20 protein-coding genes are annotated in these 26,445 nt (G+C 69.3%); 12 read left to right on the top strand and 8 right to left on the bottom strand.

The window, feature by feature from the left end; all coding sequences use genetic code 11:
- The first annotated feature begins 221 nt into the window (after positions 1–221).
- Together AC507J_RS30505 and AC507J_RS30500 are read left to right on the top strand one after the other, a co-directional pair.
- Complete coding sequence (locus AC507J_RS30505; RefSeq protein WP_496293693.1) at positions 222–6,506, top strand: hypothetical protein; 6,285 nt, start codon at positions 222–224, stop codon at positions 6,504–6,506.
- A gap of 54 nt (positions 6,507–6,560) precedes the next feature.
- Positions 6,561–7,022 (top strand): SRPBCC family protein, encoded by a 462-nt coding sequence (locus AC507J_RS30500; RefSeq protein WP_496293691.1) that lies wholly within the window; start codon positions 6,561–6,563, stop codon positions 7,020–7,022.
- Positions 7,023–7,181: 159 nt separating this feature from the next.
- Here the strand turns inward: AC507J_RS30500 and msrA are convergent, their stop codons facing one another.
- From msrA to AC507J_RS30480, 4 genes are all read right to left on the bottom strand, one after another.
- The gene (msrA, locus tag AC507J_RS30495; protein WP_496293689.1) at positions 7,182–7,841 is read right to left on the bottom strand and encodes a peptide-methionine (S)-S-oxide reductase MsrA; all 660 of its coding nucleotides are present in this window, start codon (positions 7,839–7,841) and stop codon (positions 7,182–7,184) included.
- Positions 7,842–8,194: 353 nt separating this feature from the next.
- Complete coding sequence (locus tag AC507J_RS30490; RefSeq protein WP_496293688.1) at positions 8,195–8,617, bottom strand: HIT family protein; 423 nt, start codon at positions 8,615–8,617, stop codon at positions 8,195–8,197.
- Between the two features lie 478 nt (positions 8,618–9,095).
- Positions 9,096–9,788, bottom strand: coding sequence for a nucleotidyl transferase AbiEii/AbiGii toxin family protein (locus tag AC507J_RS30485; RefSeq protein ID WP_496293686.1), 693 nt, complete (start codon positions 9,786–9,788; stop codon positions 9,096–9,098).
- Positions 9,788–10,117 (bottom strand): hypothetical protein, encoded by a 330-nt coding sequence (locus AC507J_RS30480; protein ID WP_496293684.1) that lies wholly within the window; start codon positions 10,115–10,117, stop codon positions 9,788–9,790. Before AC507J_RS30480 ends, AC507J_RS30485 begins: the two co-directional genes overlap by 1 nt.
- A 95-nt stretch (positions 10,118–10,212) precedes the next feature.
- On the opposite strand from AC507J_RS30480, the gene AC507J_RS30475 reads away from it, so the two are divergent.
- From AC507J_RS30475 to ilvA, 3 genes are read left to right on the top strand one after another with little or no spacing between them, the layout of a single operon-like run.
- On the top strand, positions 10,213–11,355 hold the full coding sequence (locus tag AC507J_RS30475) for a cystathionine gamma-synthase (protein ID WP_496293682.1): 1,143 nt from the start codon (positions 10,213–10,215) through the stop codon (positions 11,353–11,355).
- Positions 11,356–11,371: 16 nt separating this feature from the next.
- Positions 11,372–12,781: an amidase gene (locus tag AC507J_RS30470; protein WP_496293680.1), complete on the top strand. Its 1,410-nt coding sequence runs from the start codon at positions 11,372–11,374 to the stop codon at positions 12,779–12,781.
- A 52-nt stretch (positions 12,782–12,833) separates the two neighbouring features.
- Entirely contained in the window at positions 12,834–14,054 is a 1,221-nt protein-coding gene (ilvA, locus tag AC507J_RS30465) for a threonine ammonia-lyase (protein WP_496293678.1), read from the top strand.
- A 90-nt stretch (positions 14,055–14,144) separates the two neighbouring features.
- On the opposite strand, the gene greA is transcribed toward ilvA, so the two are convergent.
- A complete protein-coding gene (greA, locus tag AC507J_RS30460; RefSeq protein ID WP_341719084.1) occupies positions 14,145–14,642 on the bottom strand; it encodes a transcription elongation factor GreA in 498 nt (165 codons plus the stop codon).
- A gap of 202 nt (positions 14,643–14,844) precedes the next feature.
- Positions 14,845–15,279 carry a DUF4307 domain-containing protein gene (locus AC507J_RS30455; RefSeq protein ID WP_496293676.1) on the bottom strand — a complete coding sequence of 145 codons (435 nt, stop codon included), beginning with the start codon at positions 15,277–15,279 and terminating at the stop codon, positions 14,845–14,847.
- 202 nt (positions 15,280–15,481) lie between these two features.
- Here AC507J_RS30455 and mca point away from each other — a divergent pair, with 202 nt between their 5' ends.
- The 7 genes from mca to AC507J_RS30420 all read left to right on the top strand — a co-directional run bounded on the left by mca (position 15,482) and on the right by AC507J_RS30420 (position 25,297).
- Complete coding sequence (gene mca, locus AC507J_RS30450; protein WP_496293674.1) at positions 15,482–16,363, top strand: mycothiol conjugate amidase Mca; 882 nt, start codon at positions 15,482–15,484, stop codon at positions 16,361–16,363.
- Between the two features lie 48 nt (positions 16,364–16,411).
- Complete coding sequence (locus AC507J_RS30445; protein ID WP_496293672.1) at positions 16,412–16,705, top strand: hypothetical protein; 294 nt, start codon at positions 16,412–16,414, stop codon at positions 16,703–16,705.
- A gap of 248 nt (positions 16,706–16,953) precedes the next feature.
- On the top strand, positions 16,954–19,416 hold the full coding sequence (locus AC507J_RS30440) for a putative bifunctional diguanylate cyclase/phosphodiesterase (RefSeq protein WP_496293705.1): 2,463 nt from the start codon (positions 16,954–16,956) through the stop codon (positions 19,414–19,416).
- A gap of 286 nt (positions 19,417–19,702) precedes the next feature.
- Positions 19,703–20,341: a hypothetical protein gene (locus tag AC507J_RS30435; protein ID WP_496293670.1), complete on the top strand. Its 639-nt coding sequence runs from the start codon at positions 19,703–19,705 to the stop codon at positions 20,339–20,341.
- 2 nt (positions 20,342–20,343) lie between these two features.
- Complete coding sequence (locus tag AC507J_RS30430) at positions 20,344–22,449, top strand: N-6 DNA methylase (RefSeq protein ID WP_496293668.1); 2,106 nt, start codon at positions 20,344–20,346, stop codon at positions 22,447–22,449.
- A gap of 6 nt (positions 22,450–22,455) precedes the next feature.
- Entirely contained in the window at positions 22,456–24,057 is a 1,602-nt protein-coding gene (locus AC507J_RS30425; RefSeq protein WP_496293666.1) for a class I SAM-dependent DNA methyltransferase, read from the top strand.
- Complete coding sequence (locus AC507J_RS30420) at positions 24,050–25,297, top strand: restriction endonuclease subunit S (protein ID WP_496293664.1); 1,248 nt, start codon at positions 24,050–24,052, stop codon at positions 25,295–25,297. The genes AC507J_RS30425 and AC507J_RS30420 overlap by 8 nt, the downstream gene beginning before the upstream one ends.
- Here AC507J_RS30420 and AC507J_RS30415 read toward each other — a convergent pair.
- The gene (locus AC507J_RS30415) at positions 25,238–25,426 is read right to left on the bottom strand and encodes a DUF397 domain-containing protein (protein ID WP_496293662.1); all 189 of its coding nucleotides are present in this window, start codon (positions 25,424–25,426) and stop codon (positions 25,238–25,240) included. The two genes, AC507J_RS30420 and AC507J_RS30415, sit on opposite strands and share 60 nt — an antisense overlap.
- A gap of 11 nt (positions 25,427–25,437) precedes the next feature.
- Entirely contained in the window at positions 25,438–26,298 is an 861-nt protein-coding gene (locus AC507J_RS30410) for a helix-turn-helix domain-containing protein (protein ID WP_496293660.1), read from the bottom strand.
- Between the last annotated feature and the right edge of the window lie 147 nt (positions 26,299–26,445).

Genomic DNA, 26,445 nt, shown 5'->3' with positions numbered 1-26,445 from the left:
TCGCCGACACGATCTTCGTAGCGGTGGGCGTTTCGTGCCGACCTTCAGCCGGTTGCCCCGGTCGCCGTCAGCCGTCGGATGTGACGATTGCCGCAATCAGGTCCGGGCGGATCGACGAGCGGGGCGTCCGGGGGCGTTCCGTCGGCGGCGGCATCGACCGTCGGGGTGATTCCACGTTGGACGATCACAACTACGCTCGGTGGCACCCGGTCGTCGCGGCAGTGACGGTACGCATCCGGCGTCAGGAGGAGACGGTCGACGTGGGCCCCATCAGCGGCACCCTCTCCGGTTGGCTGGTCGAGGCCGGTGCGACGTGGGCGACCAGGCGGGGCCTGACCCTGCTGCTCGGCGACGAGCAGCAACGGGAACTGCGCGGCGTGGTACGCCGGGCGCTGGAGGCGACCGCCCGGGTCGTACCCGCGACGATGGACGCGACCACCCGGGCGGAACTGCCCCGCATCCTCGCCGAGCACTCCTCGCCGATCGACCGCCCCGAACTCCTTGAGGTCACCAACCTGCCGACCGCACTGCGTACCTGGCTCGCCCGCTTCGACGAGCCGCTGGAGGACGGCAGCGCCGGCTTCCTGACCGGGCACGGCATCTCCCTCGACGTCCTGGTCGACGAGCTGGCCCGGCAGATCAGGCACGAGATCGACCAGGCCGGCCTGACCGGCGGTGCGCTCGCGCCGATCGCGGACTGGCTCTGGAAGCAGGACCTGATGACCTCCGTCGAGACGGCGCTGCGGGCGCTGCCCGCCGGGGAGGTGCCGCTCGACCCGGCGGAGCTGGCCGCCGCCCGCGACAGCTACCTCGACTGGCTGATCCGCCTCCACCAGCAGCTGCGCATTCCCGGTGTGCAGGGCCAGGGCGGCGCGGTGGAGGTGCCGCTGGCCCAGGTCTACGTGGCGCTGCGCGTCGACCCCACCAGCCCGAGCGAGCGCGCCGCGGCACAGCAGATGCTCCTGCGGGACATCGAGGAGATCGTGCGGATGGGCGATCACACCCCGGAGCAGGAGGCCCGGGTGCTCTGGCTGCTCCAGGCCGACCTGCCGGTCGCCGAACACCTGGGCACGGCCGAGCGGCTGGCCCGCCTCCGGGGCGAACGCGACCCGCTGCTCAACATCGCCGAACTGTACGAGCGCAGCGCCCAGGTCGTCATGCTCGGCGATCCGGGCAGCGGCAAGACCACAATCATGCGCTGGCTCGCCCTGATGCACGCCCGCGCCCTGCGCGACGGCGCCGCCGAGATCCGGGTGCCGATGGAGCAGGTCGACGCCGGCCGGGCGGAGGTCGAACCGGCCGACAGGAGCACCGTCCCCTATTACGTCCCGCCCGTGTTCGCCAGCTTCGGCCGACCGCTGCTCCCGGTGCTGGTGCGGGTCGCGGAGTTCGCCGAGTGGCGTCAGCGCCGGACCGGCGAGCCGGTCGTACTGCTGGACTTCCTCGCCGAACTCAGCTGGGTCGGCTCCGCTCCGCTGTGGACGAAGGACGTCGGTGAGCATCGGGCGGGCGGCGTCATTCCCGTCCGGCTGCGTCGGGAACTGGTGCACCGGGCCCTGAGCGAGCGGCGGGCACTGATCATGATCGACGGCCTCGACGAGGTAAGTGACCCTCGGGAGCGGGTCGAGATCTCCGAGGCGGTCACCGAGTTCCTCCGGGTCTGGGCCCAGCCGCGTCGCAGGACCGGCGGGCGGGGGAGCGACCGCGCCGATGCCGGCCCGAGCGCGACCGACGGGCCAGGAAACAAGATGGTGGTGACCAGCCGGATCGCCGGCTACCACCTGCGTCCGCTGCCGGCCACCATCACGCACGTCACCGTCGAGCGGATGACCGACGAGGCGATGGCGGTCTTCATGCGGGCGTGGATGCGGGAGCTGGGCCGGGTGCTGCACGCGGACCTGCCGGCCGGCTGGGTCGAGACCGAGGCGGTCCAGCAGGCCGACCGGCTGCTGGAGCTGCTCCGCGCCCCAGCCGGACGCTACGTACGCGAGCTGGCCACCAACCCGCTGCTGGCCGGGACCATCGCCACGATCTACCACACCGAGCGCGGGCAACTGCCCCGGCAGCGGGTCGAGGTCTACCAGAAGGCCGTCGACCGGCTCGTGGAGCTCTGGTACGAGCGACTCAGCCACGCCGAGGTCGACCGGCTCCGGGGGCACATGTTCGCCGTGCTGCGGGCCGTGGCGTACCACGTCCATCGGCACAAGCCGTCCGGGGTGATCGCCGAGCCGGAGTTCCGGGACGTGTTCCGCCAGGAGTTGGCCCGGCTGCGCCCGGACGATGTCGAGGAGATGCTCGAATCGCTGCTGCGGGCGATGCGCGACGAGGTCGGGCTGCTCGCGAGCAGCGCTCCCGGTGCGTACCGCTTCTCGCACCAGACCTTCCAGGAGTTCCTGGCCGCGCAGCACCTGATCGGTCGCTCCGACGGCGGTGCCGCCGCGGTCCTGGAACACCTCGGGGATCCCCGCTGGCACGAACCGATCCTGATGCTGATCGCGCTGGTCAACTGGCAGCAGAAGAGCAGGATGCCGGAACTCGTCCGGGCCCTGCTGGCCGCGACCGGCCGGCTGGGCACCCTGTTTCCCGAGTCCGCCCTGCTGCTCGCCGGTGCCATGGCGCAGATGACTGACGTGCCAGCGACGGTCGTACAGGCGGTGCTCCGGCAGCTGCTTACCAGCTACCGCGACCTGACCGCGCTCGGCCGGCTGCCCGAGGCCCGGCGGCTGGTCGAGGAGGCCGTCCGGCAACTGCGCGCCGGTGAGCACCGCCCGGTGGTGGAAGGCGTGCTGGCCGAGGTGCTGACCCGCCCGGCCGACGCGCAACTGGCGGGCGCCGCCGCCCGGTTGATCCGTACCGTGGAGATCGCCACGCCGGAGATCGCCGACGCGCTGTGCCGGGCGGCCCCCCGCTGGGACAGCGAGGAACTCGGCCATCCGATCGCCGAGGCGTTGAGCCTGGTGGTCTCACCGACCCCGAGGGGCGGAGTACGGGTCGACCCGAATACCGCCCTGCGGACGCTTACCGTGCGGGCGGCCTTGCGGCGGGACCCCGCGCTGGTCGCGCGGATCCGGCGCGACCAGGGATGGCTGGCCCTGATCACCGCGATCTTCGGCGGGTACGCCGACCTGGATGCCCGGACCCACCTGCACCAGTACCACCGGATGGTCAACTACCTCCAGTTGGACGACCAGTTCCGGGACGGTTTCGTCGGCTACTTCGGTCACCTCTGGGACAGCAAGGACCCGGTCCTCGCCATCGCGCACTACCTGGACCGGACCGGCGAGAAGGAGTCGACGCGGGCCGCGCGACCACCGACCTTCACCGCCGAGACGATCACCCGGGACTCGCCGCTGCGCCGGGAGATACTGGCCGCGCTGCGCCGCGACGACCTGGCCGGACTTGTCGAGTTCCTCACCGAGGAGGCAGCGGCGGCGGAGGACGACGAACGACGGGCAGAGGCGGTCGTCGCACTCTGGGCACTCGGGCGCGACGTCAGCGAGCGGGTCGCCACGGACCCGGTCGCGGCTGCCGCGCTGCGTCGGCGAGCCGGCACCCTGGCGGTGACGCTGCGCGACGCCGCGATGCGGGCCGCCGGAAATGCTCCCGAGGCGCTCACCCACGCCGCCCGGCACCTGCCCGTCCGGGTGTGGGAACGCCTGCTGGACGCGGTGGTCGCGGTGCTGCTCGAGGCCGGTGCGGAGCCGTTCCTGCTGGATGTGCGGAAGCTGCCGTATCGGGCACGGCGCAAGGCGGCGGTGGAGGGGATCGCCAATCGTTTCACCGGCTGGGGCCGCGACGGGGCCGACCTCGCCGCGATCCACATCGACGTCGGCGTACGTTCCGACCTCACACCGGCCGCCCTGGTCGCGGCCCTCAACGATCTCGGGTCGGCGCGGCACACCGACTATGGGCTGTACCTCCACTGGTGGCCCGCGGACCCGCTGGCGTTTCCGCACCGCGACCCCTGGGACGTGCCGGTCGGCGTACTCGACCTGCTGGTCCGGGTACCCGAGCACTTCACGCTTGCGCGTTCCTGGGTACTCGGCTCGGTCCTGCCGGACCTGGTCGCCGCGAACCCCGATCTCGTGCCCGAACTACTCGCGGTCACCCTCGGCGAGACCACTGGCCGCCACCGATCGGCCAGCCGGTACGACCCGAGCCTGACCGAGGCCAGCGACCCGGTGGAGCACGTCCGGCAGCGCGCCCAGGCGCTGACCGGGGCGTGGCACCGTGCCCGCGCCCTGGCCCGGCTGGCCGAGGCAGGTGGCGACCGGCGGGTGGAACTGGCCCGCGCGGCGGGCCTGGTCGCCGAGCAGCTCAGCGATCCGCGCCAGGCGTTCCAACTGCATGAGTGGCTGGCCCGGCTCGTGGACGAGCCGGCGGAACGGCAACGGCACGTCGACGCCTGCGCTCGCGCGGCGGCCCGGATGAGCCACCCGGTCGATACGGTGCTGGCCTGGCTCCGGTCGGCCCGGCTGCATCCCGCGCCACTGTCGGACGAGCTGATCCGGCGCGGGATCGCCGCCATCGGTTCGGTCACCGACCTCGACGAGCGGGTCCGCCTGCTGCGCCTCGTGCTCGACCGCTTCGCCGAGCAGCCGGACCGGTACGCGACCACGCAAGCGATGATCAGCGACCTGGTGGCGCCGGCCGACCAGCCGTACGCCCGAGGCGCCTGGGGGGAGGTCATCGCCGCGCACCTGTCGGCGCTTGCCACCGACGAGCCCGGCCTCGAGACCTGGACGCCTGTGACGCTCTACGCCCGAGCCGTCAACCACTGCCGGGAAAACCGGCCCGCCGGCCTCGAAGGCGGCATCGAGGTGGCGGACGGTTCGCCGTCGGTACGCGCGACCGGTGCGCTGATCAGGCAGCTCGACCGGGCGCTGGCGGTGCAGCGGGTGGCCGAACTGCGCCCGGTGCTCGACCGGCTGGTCGGCCTTGATCCGGACGGGGAACCGACGGTGCGCCGCTGGCTGACGCACCCCTCCCCGGCGCTGGCCGCGATCGCGGCACTGCTGCTCGGCGAGTACCGCGGCCTGACCACCGAGCTGATCGAGCCGCTGATGTCGCTGGTACGCCAGGAGAACGACGCCCTGCGCCACCGGGCCCGGCAGGTGTTGTCGACAGGCTTCAGACCCACCCGCACCCTCAGCCGCGTTGGGGCGGCGGCCCCGATCCGGGCGTGGTCGTTCCTCGATGAGGTGATCGACGACGAGCCGGCGCTCGCCCAGACCCTGAACTGGCTGTCGGAGTCGATGCTGGTCGACCTACCGGAGGTGGTGACCCGGTGGTGTGCGCGAGCTGAGCAGGGCAGCGTGTATCTGCCGGAGACGAGAAGCCTGGTCAACACCCAGGCGATGACGGATCCGGTCTGGCGGGTGCTGCTGGCACGCCTGGAGTCGGGATCGGACCAGCTGCGGACCATTCTGCTCCAGACGGTGTCCCGGCTGTTGTACCTGTCGGTCCGCAACGACGGCGAGTGGCTCCAAGACGCGAACGCCAGGCTGCGGATGACGCCGCAACGCTGGGCCGAGTTCTGGACGGTGTCCCGTGGGCTGGACCTGGCTGCCCTGCACACACCGCAACTTCTCCTGCTCGATCACACCGCCGTGCTCGACGCGGTCGAAGCGGCCCTCGCGGCCACGGACGGCACCCTCACCGCCGAAAGCGTCGAGACGGCCGCACGCCAGCTGACCACGGCGTGCAGCACCAGCCTCGGTGAGATTCTCGCCCTGCCCGAGGAGGAGGCCCGAGCCGTGCTGTACCGGTTCGGCGCATCCAGATTCGCCCAGGTGGCCAAGCTCGGCAGCGCCGTCGCGGCGTACCACGACGCGGTTCGGGAGCGGGAGCAGGGCGGCTGGCCGTGGGTCGAGTTGCTGGTGCGATGGTGCGAGACGGCGCTGAAGGAGTCGCTCAACGACCCGCTCGACGGGGCACCCGCCTCGTATCTGCGCAGTCACCTGTTGCAGCTCACCGCTGCGGCGGTCAGCCTGAAACGGGACACCTTCCGGCAGCAGGTCGATGTCGCGCAGTTCGAGGTGCTGCTCGCCGACACGCTCCGCTACCACTGGAGCTATCCCGGCCGGCAGGCCGCCGCCCGGATGCTCGGCGTCCTGCGGCGCGGCTCCGACATCGGCCTCTCTGCCCTGCTCGCGGCACTGAACGACGTGTCCGAGGTGCAGGGCGCCGCGATGGAGGCGATTCCGCTGCTCCGGCACGTCGACCACCGGGTGGTGGAGGACCTGGTGGAGTCGCTGCACCATCCGAGCAGCACCACCGCCTGGGCCGCCGCGCAACTGCTCGCCACCATCGGCCAGGCCACGAACCTGCCCGACCGGTTACGTGCCCGGATCATCGCCGCGCTCGCCGACGCGCTGCGCGACCCGCGTTCGCACCGTACGGTGCACTTCTGGTACACGTCGGCGGCGATCCCGGTCATGCCCGAGTTGGACGACACCTTCGCCGAGGCGCTGCGCAACGTCTACCGCTTCGACCGGACCAGCTGAACCGTCGACTGCGCGGGTGGCCGATGGCGTCTCGGCAGTAGGTAAGGTGCGGCAATGTCGCGGACAGACACAGCAACCCGAGTAATCGCCGCTTCGCCCGATCGGGTCTACAACGCCCTTGTCGATCAAGACGCGCTTGCTGTCTGGCTGCCGCCGGACGGAATGAGCGGCAGGTTCGAGCGGTTCGAGCCTCGACCCGGCGGGTCATATCGGATGATCCTGACCTACGCGGACGCCTCGACGGCACCGGGCAAGGCGACGGTGGACTCCGACATCGTCGAGGCCCGGTTCGTCGAACTCGTCCCCGGTGCGCGGGTCGTGCAGGCGGTGGATTTCGTCTCCGACGATCCGTCATACGCCGGCACGATGACCATGACGTGGAAGGTCGTCGCTGCCGGTCACGGGGCGGAGGTCACGTTCCGGGCCGACAACGTTCCCGTCGGGATCTCGGCCGAGGACCACGCTGCCGGCCTCGCGTCCTCGCTGGCAAATCTCGCCGCCTACCTGGAGTCGTAGCCTGAGCGTCCCGGAGGGGCCAACACCCCGTGGCGGAGGCCTGGGCGCGACCCAGCGCGGTTCCTGAGGGTCGCTGTCACAACGCTCAGGAACCGTGCCGATTGCGTCAGTGCCTCGCGGAACTCGCCGGGGGAGCCCCTCGTTCGCACACGGGCAAGGTCAGGCCGTCTTGGCCACACCGACCGGGCAGCTCAGCCCGTTCGGGCCGTGGTTGCAGTAGCCGTTCGGGTTCTTGGTCGGGGCAAGGTACTGCTGGTGATAGTCCTCGGCCAGGTAGTAGTCGCCCAGTCGACCGATCTCCGTGGTGATCTCGCTCTTGCCGGCACGGGCCACGATCGGCGCGAACGCGTCCCGGGACGCCTGCGCGGTGGCGAGCTGCTCGTCGGTGGTGGCGTAGATCGTGGAGCGGTACTGGGTGCCCACGTCGTTGCCCTGGCGCATGCCCTGGGTCGGGTCGTGGTTCTCCCAGAAGACCTTGAGCAGGTCCTCGTAGCTGATCCTGGTGGGGTCGTACACCACCTGCACCACCTCGGCGTGCCCGGTCTCGCCGGAGCACACCTCCTCGTAGGTGGGGTTCGGGGTGTAGCCACCCGCGTAACCGACCGAGGTGGTGAAGACGCCGGGCAGGGTCCAGAACAACCGCTCGGCACCCCAGAAACACCCCATACCGAAGACGGCGACCTGCGAGCCCTCGGGGAACGGGCCCTTCAGCGGGGTCCCGAGCACCTCGTGTCGGTCGGCGACCGGCATCGCGATCGCGCGACCGGGCAGGGCCCGGTCAGGGGAGATCATCTCGGCCTTCATGCGGCGGAGGAACACGGTGGAACTCCTTTCGTACCCTTCCCCGCGTGCAACACCGGCGGACCCAACTTCCTTACCCACCCCACCGCCGGTCAGGCCCGATTCTGCCGCCAACGTGTTCGCGCGTACTCCTCGACCCAGCTCCGGCTGCTCCGCCACGCGCCATCGTCGCCCTTGACCGCCCGCAGCCGTCCGCGGCTCGCCGCGGCGCGCAGGGCTGCCTCCGACAGCTCACTGCTTGCGAGCGCTGGCAGCGGGACGAGCTGCGCCGAATTGGCAGCCGCTGGCATCAGGAACCGGTAGATGTTCGTGGTTGTTCGCTGACGAGGAAGAAACCCGAACGAACAGTTTCGAGGTGCAAGCCCAGTTCATCAGGCTGGAGTGGATAGGGCGGTGTGGATGCGGTCCGCGTACGAGGTGGCCTCGTCGTCGTCGGCGTAGCGGGTACGCGGCCAGAAGAAGCCGCGCAGTCCGTCGCCCTTGGTCCGCGGCACCACATGGGTGTGCAGATGCGGCACCGACTGGGACACCTTGTTGTTCATCGCCACGAAGGTGCCACCAGCCTCCAACCCGGCCTCGACCGCGATCGCGAGCCGCCGGACCAGCCCAAAATAGCCGGCAATGGACTCCGGCGGCAGGTCGGCGAGGGCGACCAGATGGGTACGCGGCACCACCAGCACGTGCCCCTTGAAGACCGGCCGGGTGTCCAGGAACGCCACCCCGTCCGGCTCGTCGATCACCCGGAACCCCGGCACCTCACCCGCGATGATCCCGCAGAACACACACCCCGCCACCCGCCGACCGTACCCCGCGACCGGTCAGCCCTTCGGAGGCGATCGCAAGCGTCACTGTCGCTCGGCGGGTGCCACGGCGGTCCGCAGTCGGCCTTCATCACAAAGATGGACCGCCGATCCACGGCGGCGCCCTTGTCGTTGACCTGGTGAGCCTCCAACCAGATCCACCCGTGGTAGGTGGGCCGGTCGAGTACGCGGATGACGCGGAACAGGATCGGCTTGCTGAACTGCACGCTGGCCTCCCGACCCACCCGCAGCAGGTCGCCGGCGCGGAGCACGTTCACGGCAGCCAGCCGAGGAACCTGCGGTGCCGAGCGCCAGCGGGAGCCCAGCCCATGTCCTGCGTCGCGGACACCAGATGCGAGGCCAGGTAGATCGAGACGGACACCGGAGCGCGGGGGAGGGCGTGATGGCAGCCGCGTCAACGCACCCGCCACCAGCCCAGTCACGACGCCTCGCTCGCGGATCCGCGCGTCGTTCAGGGCTGGTCGAGGTACGCGTCCCAATCGTCGTTCGCCACCGGGACCGGACCAGTCTCTCCGTTCGCCAGGCGTGACCGGATGTCCGCTTCCCAGTCGAGCGCCCACTTGCAGATCGCCGCAACGTCGCCCTCGTCGAGCCCATAAGACATGAAGGTGCGAGGATCGCGCTCGTTGATCGAGCCGAGTCGGTCGGCCAGCTCCTCCAAAGAGAATCCGGCCGTGTGTCGCGCGCCCAGATTCTCGATCTCATGCCAGCTCAAGCGGTCATTCGCGGCATGAATGTCGATGTAGTCGCGATGTGCTGCACGTTCGTGCAGTGCGCGCATCTTCAGGCCGACCGCATCTTCGAAGGACAGAACCGGACCGATGGCCAACATGGCCGGCGGCCCGAGCCCTTCCTTGAGTAGATCTACCTCGCACGACACGGCCGTGTTTGACACCACCATCCGGGCCATCCGGGATGTGACTTCGATGGTGTTGGTCTGGTAGCCGGCGGCACGGTAGGTGGCAGCAAGACGATCGACCACGGCCGCTAAGGGCAGAGCGGTGGCGGTGGCGAAGTCGATGTCCTGCGATGGGCGTTCGACCAGTTCGTGTGCAGCCATGGCATATCCACCAGCCAGCACGAGACCAAGGTCGTCTCCTGCGCTGAAGCCAATTTCAAGGAGTTGCCGATGCAGCGGTTGCATCAGGCAACGGCTAGCTCGGTCATCCGACGCTCCCACAGCGCAATCATCCGGCGCGCGGTCAGCCTGCGGATCCGCGGCCAGTCATGCTGCAACAACCGAGCGTTGACGTAGCGCACGATGTCATCGTGCTGCCCGCAGTCCAAAAGCAGGCAGTACAGCGTCAGTCGTTCCCGAGGGTCATCTATGTCGTACTCGGTCAGACCGGACCAGGCCAGTCGAACCGGTAGGGCGACCCGACCCTGATCAGGGCCGGCCAGCAGATCGAGTGAGGCCGGGATGCGGTTGGCTACTCCGATCATCCGGGATGGCAGCGTCTGAGTCGGGGTCACCCGACCAGTATGGCGCAGCGGGCTGACAAGACGTCGGAGGCGAGCCTGGCAGGGTTCCAGCCGGTGGGAGGGTGGGAAGGACTAACGTCTGCGGCATGAACCACGGCTTCGACACGCTCGCGATCCATGCCGGTCAGGACCCGGAGGCCCGCACCGGCGCGGTGATCCCACCGATCTACCAGACCAGCACGTACGCCCAGGATGCCGTCGGCTCGCCCCGGCTGGGCTACGAGTACAGCCGTTCCGGCAACCCGACCCGGGACGCGCTCCAGGAGTGCCTGGCCGCGCTGGAGGGCGGGCCGGTCGGGCTCGCCTTCGCCAGCGGGCTGGCCGCCGAGGACGCGCTGCTGCGTACCGTCTGCGCACCGGGTGACCACGTGGTCATCCCCGACGACGCGTACGGCGGCACGTACCGGCTCTTCGCCAAGGTGGCGCAGCGGTGGGGGCTGGCGTACACCCCGGCGAGGATCTCCGACCCGGACGCCGTGCGGGCCGCGATCCGCCCCGGCACCACGAAGGTCGTCTGGCTGGAGACGCCCACCAACCCGCTGCTCGGCATCGCCGACATCGCCACCCTCGCCGCCGTCGCGCACGACGCCGGTGCGCTGCTGGTGGTCGACAACACCTTTGCTTCGCCGTACCTGCAACAGCCGATCGCCCTCGGCGCGGACGTGGTGGTGCACTCCACCACGAAGTACCTCGGCGGGCACTCGGACGTGGTCGGCGGCGCGCTGGTGGCGGCGGACGCCGCGCTCGGCGAGGAACTGCGCTACCACCAGAACGCGATGGGCGCGGTAAACGGCCCGTTCGACGCCTGGCTGACCCTGCGCGGCATCAAGACCCTCGGTGTACGGATGGACCGGCACTGCGACAACGCCGAGCGGATCGCCACCTACCTCGACGGGCACGCGAAGGTCAGTGAGGTGCTCTACCCGGGGCTCGCCGCGCATCCCGGGCACGAGGTGGCGGCCAAGCAGATGCGCAGATTCGGCGGAATGATCTCGTTCCGGGCCGCCGGTGGCGAGGAGCACGCCGTCGAGATCTGCAACCGGGCCAAGCTTTTCGTGCTCGCCGAGTCGCTCGGCGGGGTGGAATCCCTGATCGAACACCCGGGCCGGATGACACACGCGAGCGCTGCCGGCTCGCCGCTTGAAGTTCCCGGCGATCTCGTGCGACTGTCTGTCGGCATCGAGACGGTCGAAGACCTGCTCGCCGATCTGGAGCAGGCACTGGGCTGACCGCTGGCTGGGGAGGGTGGCCGTGCAGGACATCATGCCGACCTGGGTGGGGGCGACCGCCAAACAGATCGCCCGGGGCGTTCGCCGGGGAGATGTCTCGGCCACCCAGGTCCTGGCCGACCACCTCGACCACCTCGCCAAGGCCGACGCCGGCCTCGCCGCGTTCCGCGCGGTACGCGGTGGGGAGGCGGTGACCGAGGCGGAGAAGGTGGACGAGCAGGAGGACCTGGCCAACCTGCCGCTGGCCGGGGTGCCGGTCGCGGTCAAGGAGAACACCCCGGTCGCCGGCATGCCCACCTGGAACGGCTCGGCCGCGGTGCGTACCCCGGTGGCGGAGGCCGACCACGAGGTGGTCCGCCGGCTGCGCGGCGCCGGTGCGGTGATCCTCGGGGTCACCCGGATGCCCGAGCTGGGGCTCTGGGCGGTCACCGACGACGACACCGCGGTCACCCGCAACCCGTGGGACCTGGGCCGGACCCCCGGTGGCTCGTCCGGCGGCGCGGCGGCGGCGGTGGCGGCCGGGCTGGTGCCGATCGCACACGGCAACGACGGGCTCGGCTCGATCCGCATCCCGGCGGCCTGCTGCGGCCTGATCGGCCTGAAGCCCGGCCGGGGCGTGGTGCCCTGCCAGCTCGGTGCCGAGGACTGGTTCGGGCTGACCGAGCACGGCATCCTCAGCACCACGGTCGCCGACGCGGCGGTCGGTTTCCGGGTGCTCGCCGGCCGAGCCCAGGAGAAGCTCGTGCCGCCGCAGCGGCTGCGGGTCGGGGTGTCGCTGCGGTCCCCGGTACGCGGCGTCGCGCCGGACGCGCCGAACCGGGACGCGGTCGCCGCCGCCGGCCGGTTGCTGGCCGGGGCCGGGCACGACACGGTGCCGGCCGACCCGGTCTACCCGACCGCCCTGGGACTGAAGGGCGTCGCCACCTGGTTCGCCGCCGCCGCGGCGGACGTCCAGGCCGCCGGGATCGACCGGCGCACCCTGCAACCCCGCACTCGTCGGCACGTCAGGTTCGGCGAGTGGGCGGCGCGCCGCGGGTACGTCCGGGAGGCCGACCGGCTCGCCTGGCGGGAGCGGTCGATCGGGTTCTTCGCCGACCACTCGGTGGACCTGCTGCTCACCCCGGCGCTGGCCGCCACGCCCCCGCCGGCCACCAGCTGGTCGGCCCGCTCCTGGCGGGCGAACATGCTGGCCAACATCCGGTACGCCCCGTACGCGGCGCCCTGGAACATCGCCGGCCTGCCCGCCCTGGTGGTCCCGGTGGGCCGCCGCCCGGACGGGTTGCCGTTGGCCGTGCAGCTGGTCGGCCCGCCCGGCTCGGAGCTGCTGCTGCTCGGCGTCGCCGGCCAGTTCGAGATGGCGGCCCCGTGGCCGAGGCACGCCCCCGGTTACCCGAGGGTCGGCACCGGAGCGCCCGCCGGCACGTGATCTCCACAGCTCCGCCGGCAGGCCTCGGCGGGGCGGGTGGCACGATCGGGGCATGACGGAACTGGTCAGCCTCGACGAGGTGCGGGCCGCGCGGGCGCTGCTCGCCGGTGTCACCCGCACCACCCCGCTGGAACCCTCCCGCCCGCTCACCGACGCGCTCGGCGGACCGGCATGGCTCAAGTGCGAGAACCTTCAGCGGGCGGGCTCGTACAAGGTGCGCGGTGCCTACGTGCGGATCTCGCGGCTGTCGGAGCGGGAGCGGGCCAGGGGAGTGGTCGCGGCGAGCGCCGGCAACCACGCCCAGGGGGTGGCCCTCGCCGCCGGGCTGGTCGGTACCCGGGCCACCGTCTTCATGCCGGTGAACGCCACGCTGCCGAAGGTGGCGGCCACCAAGCGGTACGGCGCCCAGATCGAGCTGGTCGGGGCGACGGTGGACGAGGCACTCGTCGCGGCGCAGGCGTTCGCCGAACGCACCGGCGCCGTGCTGATCCATCCGTTCGACCATCCCGACGTGATCGCCGGGCAGGGCACGGTGGCGTTGGAGATCCTGGAGCAGTGCCCCGAGGTGAAGACGATCGTCACCGGGGTCGGCGGCGGCGGGCTGATCTCCGGGATGGCGGTGGCGGCCAAGGCGCTGCGCCCGGACGTCCGGGTGATCGGCGTACAGGCGGCGGACGCGGCGGCCTTCCCGCCCTCGCTGCGCGCCGGTGAGCCGGTACGCCTGGACGCCCTCGCCACCATTGCCGACGGAATCGCGGTCGGCCGGCCGGGTGAGATCACCTTCGCCCACGTCCGCAAGCTCGTCGACGAGATCGTCACCGTCACCGAGGAGGACATCTCGCGGGCGCTGCTCATGCTGCTGGAACGCGGCAAGCAGGTGGTGGAGCCGGCCGGCGCGGTGGGCGTGGCGGCGTTGCTGGCTGGCGCGGTCGACGTGACGACACCGGTGGTGGCCGTGTTGAGCGGCGGCAACATCGACCCGCTGCTGATGCTCCGGGTGATCGAACACGGTCTGGCGGCGGCCGGTCGCTACCTGCGGGTCACCGTCCGTTGCTCCGACCAACCGGGGCAGCTCGCCTCGCTGTTGCGCGAGATCGCCGAACAGCGCGCCAACGTGGTCGACGTGGAGCACCAGCGGGCCCATCCGCACCTGCGCCTCGGCGAGGTGGAGGTGGCGCTTTCGGTGGAGACCCGGGGGGTCGAGCACTCGGAGACGCTTATCGGCGCGCTGCGGGCCAGCGGCTACCAGGTGACCATCGCGGCAGAGGCGTGACACCCGCGCGGGTGTCACGCCTCTGCGTGTCGCGTATTAGGCCATCGGCCGGACCGGTGGGTCAGCCGGCCGACCGGCCGGGCCGGTGCGTCAGCCGGAGAACGGCTCGAAGCTGACCACCGTCACCTTGATGTCCGCGCCGCTGGGCGCGGTGTAGGTGCAGGTCTGCCCGGCCTTGCCGCCCAGGATCGCCTGGCCGAGCGCCGACTCCGGGCTGTAGACCGTGAGGTCGGTGGTCGAGGCGATCTCACGGGAGCCGAGCAGGAACGTCTCTGTGTCGTCGGCATCGTCGTCGAAGTAGATCGTCACGACCATCCCGGGCGCCACGGCGTCGACGGTCGGCGCCTCGCCGACCTGGGCGGTGCGGAGCAGCTCCTTGAGGTAGAGGATGCGCCCCTCGGCCTTGCCCTGCTCCTCGCGCGCGGCGTGGTAGCCGCCGTTCTCGCGGAGGTCGCCTTCCTCGCGCCGAGCATTGATCTCGGCGGCGATGATCGGCCGGTTGGCGATCAACTCGTCGAGCTCGGCCTTCAGGCGGTCGTACGCGTCCTGGGACAGCCAGGTGGCGGGCGCCTCGTTGCCATTGGACACAGGCGGTCCTCCTCAGTTGTGCGTGCTGGCTGACAGGTGAACCTCCAAGTTACCAGTGCCCTACGACAAGGAGTGTCGGCGATCACGTCCGGTGCGCCGGTGGACAGCGGCCCACCCGGGGCCGGCGCGCGGCCTCAGGCGGGCGACGCGGTGATCTCGGGCGCACCCGGCGCGGTGATCGGGCGCACCCGGCGTGTGGGCCTCAGACGGGCGGCCGGCAGCGGACCACCTCGCCGATGAAGGGCCGGGCGGTGGTGGCGAGGCGGTGCCGGACGGTGACCTGGTTCTGCCCCTCGGCGGCGGAGACCGGCACCTCCTCACGGGCCAGTTCGGCACCGGCGTGGTCCCGGGCCCGCAGTACGCACACCGCGGAGCCGCCCTCGGGCAGGTGCACCCGGAAGTCGACCACGACCTGGTTGTCCGTGATGTCCGAATAGGTGATCACCTTGGCGTCGTACGTGGGATCGCCGTACTGCCGGTAGAGCCGGACCGGGATCACGGTGAGCACCGCGAGCGTGGCGACCACCAGCAGCGCGGTCAGCACCGGCCGGCGGCGGCGGGGTGCCCGGCGGTGGCCGTACCGGCCGGGCGGGAACACCGGCGCGCCCGGCGGAAGTGTGGCGTGCGTCTCGGTCACCGGCGGGTATCTCCCTGGCGTTGTTGTCGGCCGCATCGGCAAGAATGGCGGAGATCCGTCATTCCTGCCCGGCTCGGTGGCAGAACTGCTGCCGTCAAATATGACAGCCAGCGCGGGCCGGCACCGCGACGGGGGAGTAATCCGGCAGGTCAACGGTTGGCCCGGGGTGGGCCCGCCGGTGGGCAGACGAGGAGCGCCGACGTTGGCAGAGCAACTTCGACTCATGGCCGTCCACGCGCATCCCGACGACGAGTCGAGCAAGGGCGCCGCGACCACGGCGAAGTACGTGGCCGAGGGGGTGGACGTGCTGGTCGTGACGTGCACCGGTGGTGAGCGCGGCAGCGTGCTCAACCCCAAGCTCGACCGGCCCGACGTGTGGGCCAACATCGCCGAGATCCGCCGGGCCGAGATGGACGCGGCCCGGGCGATCCTCGGCATCGAGCAGGCGTGGCTCGGCTTCGTCGACTCCGGCCTGCCGGAGGGCGACCCGCTGCCGCCGCTGCCGGAGGGCTGCTTCGCCCTCCAGGACGTCGAGGTGGCCGCCGGCCCGCTGGTGCGCCTGATGCGGCAGTTCCGGCCACACGTCGTCACCACGTACGACGAGGAGGGCGGCTACCCGCACCCGGACCACATCATGTGCCACAAGGTCAGCGTGGCGGCCTTCGACGCCGCTGGCGACGCGGAGCGCTACCCGGAGCTGGGTGAGCCGTGGCAGCCGCTGAAGCTCTACTACGACATCGGCTTCTCCAAGGGCAAGATCCTGGCGCTCCACGAGGCGATCCTGGCCGCCGGCGTGGAGTCTCCGTACGCGGAGTGGCTGACCCGCTGGGAGGACCGGCCGGACAAGGGGCCCCGGATCACCACCCGGGTCGAGTGCGCCGACTACTTCCCGGTCCGCGACGACGCGCTGCGCGCCCACGCCACCCAGGTCGACCCGGACGGCTTCTGGTTCCAGGTGCCGATGGAGTTGCAGCAGCGCGCCTGGCCGACCGAGGATTTCCAGCTGGTGCGGTCGCTTGTCGACAGCCCGCTACCCGAGTCCGACCTGTTCGCCGGCGTACGGGAGACGGCGCATGCCCGCTGATCCGGCGGCGGGCTACCCTGGTCACACGCCGCCGTTCGGAGGAATCCCATGCTGACCGTTGCCCAGGTGCTCGCCCAGAACAATTTCGGGGACACCCGCACGGGTGGCCTGGCCGGCCCGATGGGCCTCTTCCTCATCCTGGTCCTGGGCACCGTCACCGTGCTGTTGATCCGCAACATGAACGCCCGGCTGCGCCGACTGCCCGACCGCTTCCCCACCGAGGGGGCCGCCGGCGAATCGAACGCGGCGGACCAGACGGTCGGTGATCCGACAGATGGGACCGTCACGGCGGATTCATCCGCAGACGCCGCCAACGGGCGTCAGCAGCATCGCGACGCCTGATCGGGGCATGATTCACGCCGAACCGGATGGTCGACCCCTGTTGCGGCCATCGGGTTTGGCTTAGCCTTCCGCCGGGGGGACCAGAAGTCCCCAAGCTGTGCGCGGGAGGGGGCGCCGATGACCACCGCAGTCCTGTCCGCCCGCCACCCGTCGCCTTCCCGGTCGGCGGGAGGGGGTCGGTGACCTCCGGCAGGGCCGGTCCTTCCCTCGACCGGCCCGCTGGCCGTGGTACCCGACTCGGGCTCCACCTGCTCACGGCCGCGGTCGCGGGCACCGCGCTGGTTGCCGCCGTGGTGGGGCTGAATCTGCCGGTACGACTGCCGGCCGACGACCCGCTCGGCGAGCTGCCCCGGTTCGGCATCGCGGTCGCCCTGTTCGCCCTGTCGCACCTGGTCCGGCTGCGGTTCCGGGCGGCGGCCGGGGTGGTCAGCGTCACCTGGGTCGAGGCCGCGCTGGTCGTCTGCCTCTATCTGGTACCACCCGGTTGGCTGCCGGCGGCGGCGCTGATCGGTGTGGCGCTGGCCTGGACGGCTCTGTCGGTGGTGGACGACGGTCGGACGACCTGGGACATCGTGCGGATCGCCGGCACACAGACCGCCGCGGTCGCCCTCGCGGTCGCGGTCACCACCGCCCTGGGCCAGCCGTTGCTGGCCACGCCGACGCCGGCGCTCGTGCTCGCGGTCGCCGCCGGTGCCGTCGCCCACCTGCTCGCCAGCGCCTGGCTGGGCGGGGTCACGCTGGCGCTGCGGCACGGGATGCCGATCGGGCGCCCGCTGCTCGCCGCGTTGCGCGGCAAGCTCCTGATGTTCGTCGGCAACGTGCTGACCGGCGTGCTGGTGGTCGCGCTTATCGAGATCGACCCCCGGTGGCTGCTCCTGCTGCCTGCCCCGCTGTGGCTGCTGCACCAGACCTACCGGCAACGGCTGCATGTCGACCGTGACCGGCGTACCTGGCGGTCGTTCGCCGAGGCGACGGCCGCGCTCAACCAACTGGACGAGCGCGGCGTGGCCAGCGCGGCCGTCGCCGGTGGACTGGCGCTCTTCGAACCGGAGAGCGTGCACGTGGAGGTGGTCCGCGGCGACGGGCGGTGGCGGCGTTACCGCGGTGACCCGGGCGGCCAGGTGACCGATCGGGAGATCGAGCCGCCGGCCGGCGGTGAGCCCGCCCCGGAGGAACTGGTCCGCGACCTGTCGGTGGGTGAGACCCGGGTAGGCCGGCTGCGGGTCCGGTATCCCGGCACTGCGCCACCCAGTGGCCGGGAGCGGGACGTCTTCGCCGCCTTCGCCGACGCCGTCGCCGCCGCCCTGCACGACGCGGCGACCAACCGGGAACTGCGGTTGGTCGCCGCGCGGTCGTCGTACGAGGCGGCGCACGATCCGCTCACCGGCCTGGCCAACCGGGCGGCCATGCTCAGCCAGGGTGACCAGGCGTTGCGGCGGCTGGCCCATGGCCAGCCCGTCGCGCTGCTGCTGCTCGACGTCGACCAGTTCAAAGAGGTCAACGACACGCTCGGGCATGCGGCCGGCGACCAGCTGCTGCGACTGACCGCCAACCGGCTCGACGGCCTCACCCGCTCCGGTGACCTGCTGGCCCGGCTCGGCGGTGACGAGTTCGCCCTGCTGCTGACCTCGGTCCCGGTGGTCGCGGACCGCGCCGCTCCGATGGCGTACGCGCTGCGCCAGGCTCGGGACATCGCGGATCGGCTGGCCGCACCGGCCGAGGTGGCCGGGGTACGGATGTCCGTCGAGGTCTCCGTCGGCGTGGTGGTGGCCACGGCCGGCACCGCCGACCTGACCGAGCTGCTGCGCCGGGCGGACATCGCCATGTACCAGGCCAAGGCGGGCGGCGGCAGCGTGGCCGCGTACGACAGCGCCCGGGACGCGGCCAGCACCGACCAGCTGGCCCTGCTCGCCGAGTTGCGTGAGGCGTTGCAGGCCGACGATCAGCTGGTGCTGGTCCTGCAACCCGCCGTCGACCTGGCCACCGGGGCACCGACCGGCGTGGAGGCACTGATCCGGTGGCGACATCCGCGCCGGGGCTGGCTCGGGCCGGCCGACTTCATCCGCCCGGTGGAGAACAGCGACCAGCTGGGCACCTTCACCAGGTACGTGCTGGACAAGGCGCTGGCGGTCGCCGCCGGCTGGGCCCGGGAGGGCCTGAACATCCCGATCTCGGTCAACCTCTCCGCCCGCAGCCTGCTGGACCATCGGCTGCCCGGTGAGATCGCCGACGCGCTGCGCCGGCACCAGGTGCCGGCCGACCGGCTGGTCCTGGAGATCACCGAGACGGTGGTGATGAGCGAGCTGGAGATCATCGACCAGGTGCTCGGCGCGCTGCGGTCGATGGGCGTACAGCTGGCGGTGGACGACTTCGGCACCGGCTTCTCCTCGCTTGCCTTCCTCACCCGGATCACCGTCGACGAGCTGAAGGTCGACCGCTCGTTCGTCCTCCAGATGGCCGACTCGCCCGAGGCGGCGGCGATCGTGCGCCACACCGTCGGGATGGCCCACGAACTGGGGCTACGGGTGGTCGCCGAGGGCGTGGAGACCGCCGCCCAGCGCTCGGCCCTGGCCGAGCTGGGTTGCACCGCCGCCCAGGGCTACCACTTCTACAAGCCGATGCCGGCCGACAAGATCGCCGCCGTGCTGGGCGCCCTGAGCCGGCAGACCCCGCACAACGTCCGCCCCCTCCGCGCCGACGACGCCTCCTGACAGTCTGATAGCCAGTTGAGGATGACGAAGAAGAGCTTGACTCCGCGAAACTGATAAGGGACCTTATCAGGAGTGGTTCTGATTTGGTCCTTGCGTGTGCCGTGGGGTGTCTGTCACCCTTGTCGTGCGGAAGGAAGATCTGTCGCAATCGCCGCCGTGACCCGGTTGCCGCGATACCACCGTGCGCCAAAAAAGGCTTACCCCGGGGGGCTTGATAACAGAGGCCACACCCGGGGTCTACGCACCGAGAGTACCGCATCGCTGGGGTGATCGGAAGGGGATCGTGATGGACGAGGATGAGGCGCGTCGGCTGATTGGGCTGCTCTCCGCGGAGCGGATGGCACCTTACCTCCGGCGGTGTGCCGGCAACCCGGTGTCGGCGATCCGCCTCTACTACTGGAACATCGACATCACGAAGGCGTTGCAGGCTCACCTTCCCTTCCTGGAGCCCATCCTGCGGAACTCCATGGCCGCCGCCCTCGCTACCCTGACGGGCCGTGCGGATTGGTGGCGCCCCGGAGTTCTTCCGCTGATGCCGCCAGAGGCGGACCGTCTGCGCAGAGCCCTTCGTGCTTGCGGATCCCGCCAGGCCACCCTTCAGACCGGTGACGTGCTGGCCGAACTGAGCTTCGGCTTCTGGGCCGCGCTGCTGGGTCGAGAGTACGAGATGCCCCTCTGGCGACCTGCCCTCCGGCACGCCTTCCCCGAGTATCGAGGCCCGCGTGGGCCACTGCACAATGACCTCCACCACCTCAACCGGCTGCGCAACCGGATGGCCCACCACGAGCCGATCCACCATCGGCATCTCGCGGCGGACAATGACAAGATCTTTATGGTCATGGGCTACGTCTCGTCGTTCGCAGCCAAGACGGTCAGGGCGAACGACCGGGTCCCTGAGGAGCTCGCTCGGAGGCCGAAGCTGTGAGCGTGGCCGATGGGGACGGTGTTCGTGAAGTGGCGATGATGCAGACGGACCAAGCGGAGGGGACTGTCGCGCAACTCGTCACGATGACGGAGATAGCGGAGTTCGCCGAGGTGCGCCGTCCGACGGTCAGCAACTGGCGTCGCCGTCATCCCGACTTTCCCAAGGCGGTACGGGAGGAGGGCCAGTCGGCACTCTTCGACTCGGCGGAGATCGCTCGCTGGCTGGACGCGCGCCCGTTGCCCCCGGCCCTGCTGGCGGGCGGCGATGGTGGGCGGCTGGCGACGTACGGCGATGTCTTTCGACGCGGCCTTGAGCTGCGGTCGCTGGGTGCCCTTAGGGACACGCTGCATGGTGACCGGCTGTTGGCTGTCGCGCTGGCACTGGCCGCGCTGCGCGTGCTGACCAATGAGCCGTTGACTTTGGACGGTGTACCCGAAGGCATTCGGCACGTCGCGGATTCAGGGCGTTCGGCTGAGGCGCAAGCCCTAGCCAGGAGCTTGCGGGAGCTGCCGGACGGAAGTGAGCGCCTACTCGACGCGGTCGACGCCCTTGTTCTCTCAGCGGGCGGAGCACGTGCAGCCGAGCGCCTGTTGAGTCAGGCCGACCGTTTGGGCTCGGCCAACCGACAGGATGCCACACCCGAAGTCGTCTCTGAACTAGTCGCGGCATTGGTGGGACCGATGGCAGGACTCACCCTGCTTGATCCGGCAGCAGGGCTCGGCTCGCTGCTGCTGCGGGTGGCGGAGGCGGTGACACCGGCAAAGTTCCAGGCAGCCGACGTTGATGAGGCAAAGGTTGACCTACTTTGGTGCCGGCTGATCTGTCATGGCCTGCCCGCCGAGGTGCGACGCGTCGACGCCCTGCTCGACGAGTCGTCGGCAGTTGCCGACGTGGTTGTGGTCGACCCACCGTTCAACCCGCTCGATCGGCGCACCAACGGCGTCCCACTCGCGGCGGAACTCGCCCCGTGGGCTGAGGCCGCCGTGCGCTTCCTGCGCCCCGGTGGGCAGGCGTTCCTGCTTGTGCCCCTGGCAGCGCTCCGCAGCACGCCGACCCGTCCGGGCATGCCGCATCCGCTGGCAGCCGATGGTGCATTGCGGGCGGTGATCCAACTTCCCCGCCGGCTCCACTCGTACCGTGTTGGCGTGGAGTTCGCGTTGCTCGTCTACGAAAATGTGCCGGGGGGCCGGCACCAACCGGACGTACTGTTCTGCGACGCCGACCGGTACGCGGCCATGGGCGTCAACGGCTGGGTCGCCGAGGTCGCCGGGTGGGTCCGGAACCCGGATGGGGCCTCGGAGGCGTTCACCTGCTGGGGGCAGCCGAAGAGGTCTCTGGTGCCGGCGGACCGGCTGGCGGACCTGCGACCGGCAGCTTTCGAACTGGCGCGGCTACGCGAGGCGCAACACGCTGTGTTCCAGTTCGAGCCAGCGTTTGCGAAACTCCCCGTCGAACCACAGACACGCGGATACCGCACGGTCGGGGAATTATTCACGCTCCTGCCCGGTCGCAAGGTGGACGACAGCCGGATTCGGATGAATGATCCGACAGGTCTCCCGATTATCGGCCTCGCCGAGTTGACCGGGGCGGTCCCGGTGGGAAGCCGGTCGATCGGCACACTCGACCTCAGCGACGCTGCGGAGGTCACTTATGCCGGCGACATCGTCGTGCTGGCCGGTGACAAGATCAGAGCGATGGTGGACGAGGCAGGCGGCAGCATCGTTCAAAGTCCGGCCCAGGTGATACGTATCCCCGGCTTCGTCGACTACCAGCAGGGCCGGCCCGATGCCCAGGGGCGACCGAGAGAGCACCCCGGAATGACACCCCGGGTGTTGGCCGCGCTACTGGCCGCGCCGCGCAACGCCGATCGGGCTACCGGCTCGCTCGTCCGGCGAGTGGACCTTACTAGATTGGAGCTGCCGCGCCTCGAAACCGAGGAGGTCGTCCGGCTCGATGAGGTCCTGGCGACGATCGAGGCGCGTCGTCGTCGCGCAGCCGAGCACCTAGCCGCGATCGACAGGGTCCAGGCCGCCCTGGTGGCGGGTATGGCCGAGGGGGCACTCAGGGTCACCGTCGACAACGGCGGCGGCAGCGAGGAAGGAAACTAGGAGTCAGTGGTACGACAGCGCACCACCCCGGCCAAGCCGGCGGATTTCAAGGCCACCCTGTGGAAGGCCGCCGACAAGCTGCGCGGGAGCATGGACTCCGCAGAGTACAAGCACATCGTGCTCGGACTGGTCTTCCTCAAGTACGTCTCGGACGCCTTTACCGAACGCCGAGAGGCCATCGCCGCCGAACTGGCGGAGGAGGGCATCACCGGCGAGCGTGCCGAGAGGCTCCTGGAGGATCGAGATGAGTACACCGGCGAGGGTGTTTTCTGGGTGCGGCCAGAGGCCCGCTGGGAGACCATCTCAGCCGGTGCCAAGAGTGCGGCTGGCGGGCGTACGGTCGGGGAGTTGATCGACGCGGCGATGCTCGCCATCGAGAGTGAGAACCCGGAGCTGCGGGGCGTGCTGCCGCACTTCTTCAACCGGTCGAGCGTGGATGAACGCCGGCTCGGTGAGTTGGTCGATCTAATCGGCCGCATCGGGTTCGGCGGCGGCGGCTCGCGCCGGGCTAGGGATATTCTCGGCGAGGTTTACGAATACTTCCTTGGCATGTTCGCGGCTGCCGAGGGCCGCCGGGGCGGTGAATACTTCACCCCAAAGAGCGTGGTGCGCCTGCTGGTCGAGGTGCTGGAACCGCAGCAGGGCGACCGGGTCTACGACCCGTGCTGCGGGTCGGGCGGCATGTTCGTGCAGGCCGAGAAGTTCATCGAGAGTCACGGCGGAAACCCGTTCAAGATCTCGGTGTACGGGCAGGAGATGGCCGAAACTACCTGGCGGCTGGCAAAGATGAACCTGGCCATCCACGGCATCGGTGCCGACCTCGGCCCGAAATGGGAGGACACCTTCCGCCAGGATCTGCACCGGGATCGGCTTGCCGACATCATCATGGCCAACCCGCCGTTCAATATCTCCGACTGGGGCGGCGACCGTCTCGGCATGGACGCTCGCTGGCAGTTCGGTGTCCCGCCGGCCGGCAACGCCAACTTTGCCTGGCTTCAGCACATCGCCAGCAAGCTCTCCCCGCGCGGCAGCGCAGGTGTGGTGCTCGCGAACGGCTCGATGTCGTCGAAACAGTCCGGCGAGGGCGACATCCGCCGCAACATGGTCACCGCCGATCTGGTGGCGTGCATGGTGGCCCTGCCGCCGCAACTCTTCCGGCACACCCAGATCCCGGCCTGCCTCTGGTTCCTCACCAAGGACAAGACTCCGCAGGGCGCCAAGCGCCTGAACGACCGACGCGACGAGATCCTCTTCATCGACGCCCGGGAGTTGGGCGTCATGACGAATCGGACGCTGCGCGAACTCACCGACGAGGAAATCACTCGAATCGCCGACACCTACCACCGCTGGCGCGGCACCGACAAGACAAGCCTAAAAAAGTACGCCGACGAACCCGGATTCTGCTACTCAGCCACCCTGGACGAAATAAAACAACATGACTTCGTTCTGACGCCTGCGCGCTTCGTAGGTGAGGTTGAAACGGGGGCGGGCGGAGAATCTGCTGAGGATGCAATCCCTCGACTCGTGGATGAGCTACTGTTTCTGCTTGACGAAAACATCAAAGCCGATGAGCGGCTCCGGCTTCAGATAGGGAGGCTTGATGTCTGAATTGCCTGAGGGTTGGCGTCGCGTGCCTCTGGAAAGATTCATATCCTTAAAGCGTGGTTACGATCTTCCGAAAGATCGGAGGGCGCGAGGGAATGTTCCGGTCGTGGGTAGCGGTGGAATTTCGGGTTATCATGACATTGCGATTGTGAGGGGGCCGGGAGTTACTATCGGCCGGGCTGCGAATATTGGCGTTCCAGCGTTCGTTGAACAAGACTTCTGGCCGCTGAACACTACGCTCTACGTTACCGATTTCCATGGTAATGATGAACGCTTCGCCTTCTACCTGCTTAAATCATTGAATCTTTCCGGGTATAACTCTGGAAGCGTTCAGCCGATGCTGAATCGAAATTACATCCGAGATGTTCCAGTCGTATTGCCTGACCCCATGGAGCAGCGGGAGATTTCGGCCGTATTGGGCGCGTTGGATCAGAAGATTGCCTTAGGTAATCGAATTTCTGATGCAATATTGCGGCTCGTGGACGCCGAATTTGAGGCCGTGCTCGACGGCTTGGGCGATGCGCCGGGGATTTCCTTGGGAGAGCTGTCTCGGCGGGGGATGCTGGAATTCGGGGATGGGTACCGTACAAAGAGTACAGAGTTGGCGAGCTCAGGGCTGCCGATTCTTCGAGTAGCGGATATCCAAGATGGCCGCTTCAGCCCGATTCTCGGAGATCGTGTAGGCGACTCCAGGCGCAGCGCGATGGGTAACAAAATCTCGCAGCCTGGGGATGTTGTTGTAACAACAAAGGGGACGGTTGGCAGGGTGGTCATCATGCCCGTGGATTCTCATGAATTTGTCTATAGTCCCCAGTTGTGCTTTTTTCGTACGAGGCCGGATGCTCCTTTCTCGAACCACTATCTCTTTGCCTGGTTTCGCAGCCGCGAGTTTTGGCGGCAGGCGCGTGGGATGAAGAGTCAGACAGATATGGCTGACTACCTGAGTCTCGGCGATATTAGATCTCTAGTAATTTCTGTGCCTGCTGGCGAGTCGGAACGACGACTTTCCCGTACCCTTAAGGAATTGCTCGGCCGGCTTGAGGCCAGCTCTCACGAGGCCCGGGTCCTTGCTGACCTCAGGGATGCGCTGTTGCCGAAGTTAATCTCCGGGCGGATTCGAGTCAAGAATGTCGGTGAGGTGGGCTCGCTTGATGTCAGAGAATCGGCAGAAATTCAAGCTAGTTCAGCTTGGAATGCCGAGCGATCCGACAAATCTGACCCAACTAGCAGGGGGAAAGCTTAGGCTGGGGCCGTGTGGGTCCTTAGTGTCACGGACCTCGATTCGACCCTCGACGCAGCGTGCCTCGACGCACTGACCCTGCGTGCCGCTGCGGGTGCTGGTGCGCCAAGTCGTGCCGAGCGGCGGCGTCATAGCCTGCCTCCTTACTGCTCATCCATCGCCTGCGCTGCCTCACGAAGCATCTTGATCGAGTCTCTCTTGCTGAGGGCGGCGGCGCGCAGTTCGTTGAAGATGATCGTACAGCGATGGGCCTCCTCCGCTTCTCCGTGCACCGCGCCCGTCAAGCCTTCCGAGAATACGATGCTGGTGTCCGGAGCGGGGAACTCCATGAGGGTGAACGCGGCGATCATGCCCGGGAAGACCGCTTGGCGGTGCGGGAGCACCTGGATCGACACCTGCGGCAGATCGTGAGCAATGTCGGCCAGATGCTGGAGCTGGCTTCGCATCACTGTTGGGCCACCAAATGGTCGCCGCAGCACGGCCTCGTCGAGGATGACCCACAATTCGGGCGGGTTATCGCTGGTCAGCCGTTGCTGCCTGGTTAACTTGATCTGGACTTGGCGTTCAGCGTCCTCGCTTGCCTGAATCGAGGTGGCGTGGTCGTTCAGGGCCCGGGCGTACGCCTCGGTCTGAAGCAGGCCGTTGACGACGAGGGTCTCGTAGCACAGTAGACCCGACGCCTCGTGCTCAAAGCTGATGAAGCTCGCGTACGGGCCGGTGATGGTCTGGCCGTAGCGATTCCACCAGCCGCGTTGCTTGCTCTCTCGGGCGAGCTGTGTCAGCTCGGCGCGGGTCTCGTCGCTGGTCACTTCCAGGGCGTCCAGTAGGTCATAAAGGTCTCGCCCGCGTAGCCCGACGCGGCCGTGCTCTACCCGGCTGACCCAGGACGCGGAGCGCTCGACCCGCCGGCCGACTTCCTCGCCGGTCAGCTGGGCGGCAAGGCGCAGGTCGCGAAGGATGAGGCCGAGCCGACGCCGACGGACCGTGGGGCTTGACTCAGGCATAGCAGATCCTCCTAGTCATGTGCTTCGTGTCGTCGCCCTGATGTCGACTATTGCACATGCAGTAATCCTGTGCCATCTTCGGTTGCAGGATTATGACTCATAGGTATCAGTCAGCGACCAAACGTCAAGGTGCTCCCCGGTGGACTG

The organism is Micromonospora sp. PRAS1 (assembly GCF_059553435.1).
Note: the sequence above shows the minus strand (reverse complement) of the source record. Positions and strands in the feature narration are given on the sequence as shown.

Bases quoted from the DNA above. Each gene is read 5' to 3' on its own strand.
- AC507J_RS30500 (WP_496293691.1), top strand. From the start codon at position 6,561: ATGTCGCGGACAGACACAGCAACCCGAGTAATCGCCGCTTCGCCCGAT.
- AC507J_RS30485 (WP_496293686.1), bottom strand. From the start codon at position 9,788: ATGCAACCGCTGCATCGGCAACTCCTTGAAATTGGCTTCAGCGCAGGA.
- AC507J_RS30475 (WP_496293682.1), top strand. From the start codon at position 10,213: ATGAACCACGGCTTCGACACGCTCGCGATCCATGCCGGTCAGGACCCG.
- ilvA (WP_496293678.1), top strand. From the start codon at position 12,834: ATGACGGAACTGGTCAGCCTCGACGAGGTGCGGGCCGCGCGGGCGCTG.
- AC507J_RS30445 (WP_496293672.1), top strand. From the start codon at position 16,412: ATGCTGACCGTTGCCCAGGTGCTCGCCCAGAACAATTTCGGGGACACC.
- AC507J_RS30435 (WP_496293670.1), top strand. From the start codon at position 19,703: ATGGACGAGGATGAGGCGCGTCGGCTGATTGGGCTGCTCTCCGCGGAG.
- AC507J_RS30420 (WP_496293664.1), top strand. From the start codon at position 24,050: ATGTCTGAATTGCCTGAGGGTTGGCGTCGCGTGCCTCTGGAAAGATTC.
- AC507J_RS30415 (WP_496293662.1), bottom strand. From the start codon at position 25,426: ATGACGCCGCCGCTCGGCACGACTTGGCGCACCAGCACCCGCAGCGGC.
- AC507J_RS30410 (WP_496293660.1), bottom strand. From the start codon at position 26,298: ATGCCTGAGTCAAGCCCCACGGTCCGTCGGCGTCGGCTCGGCCTCATC.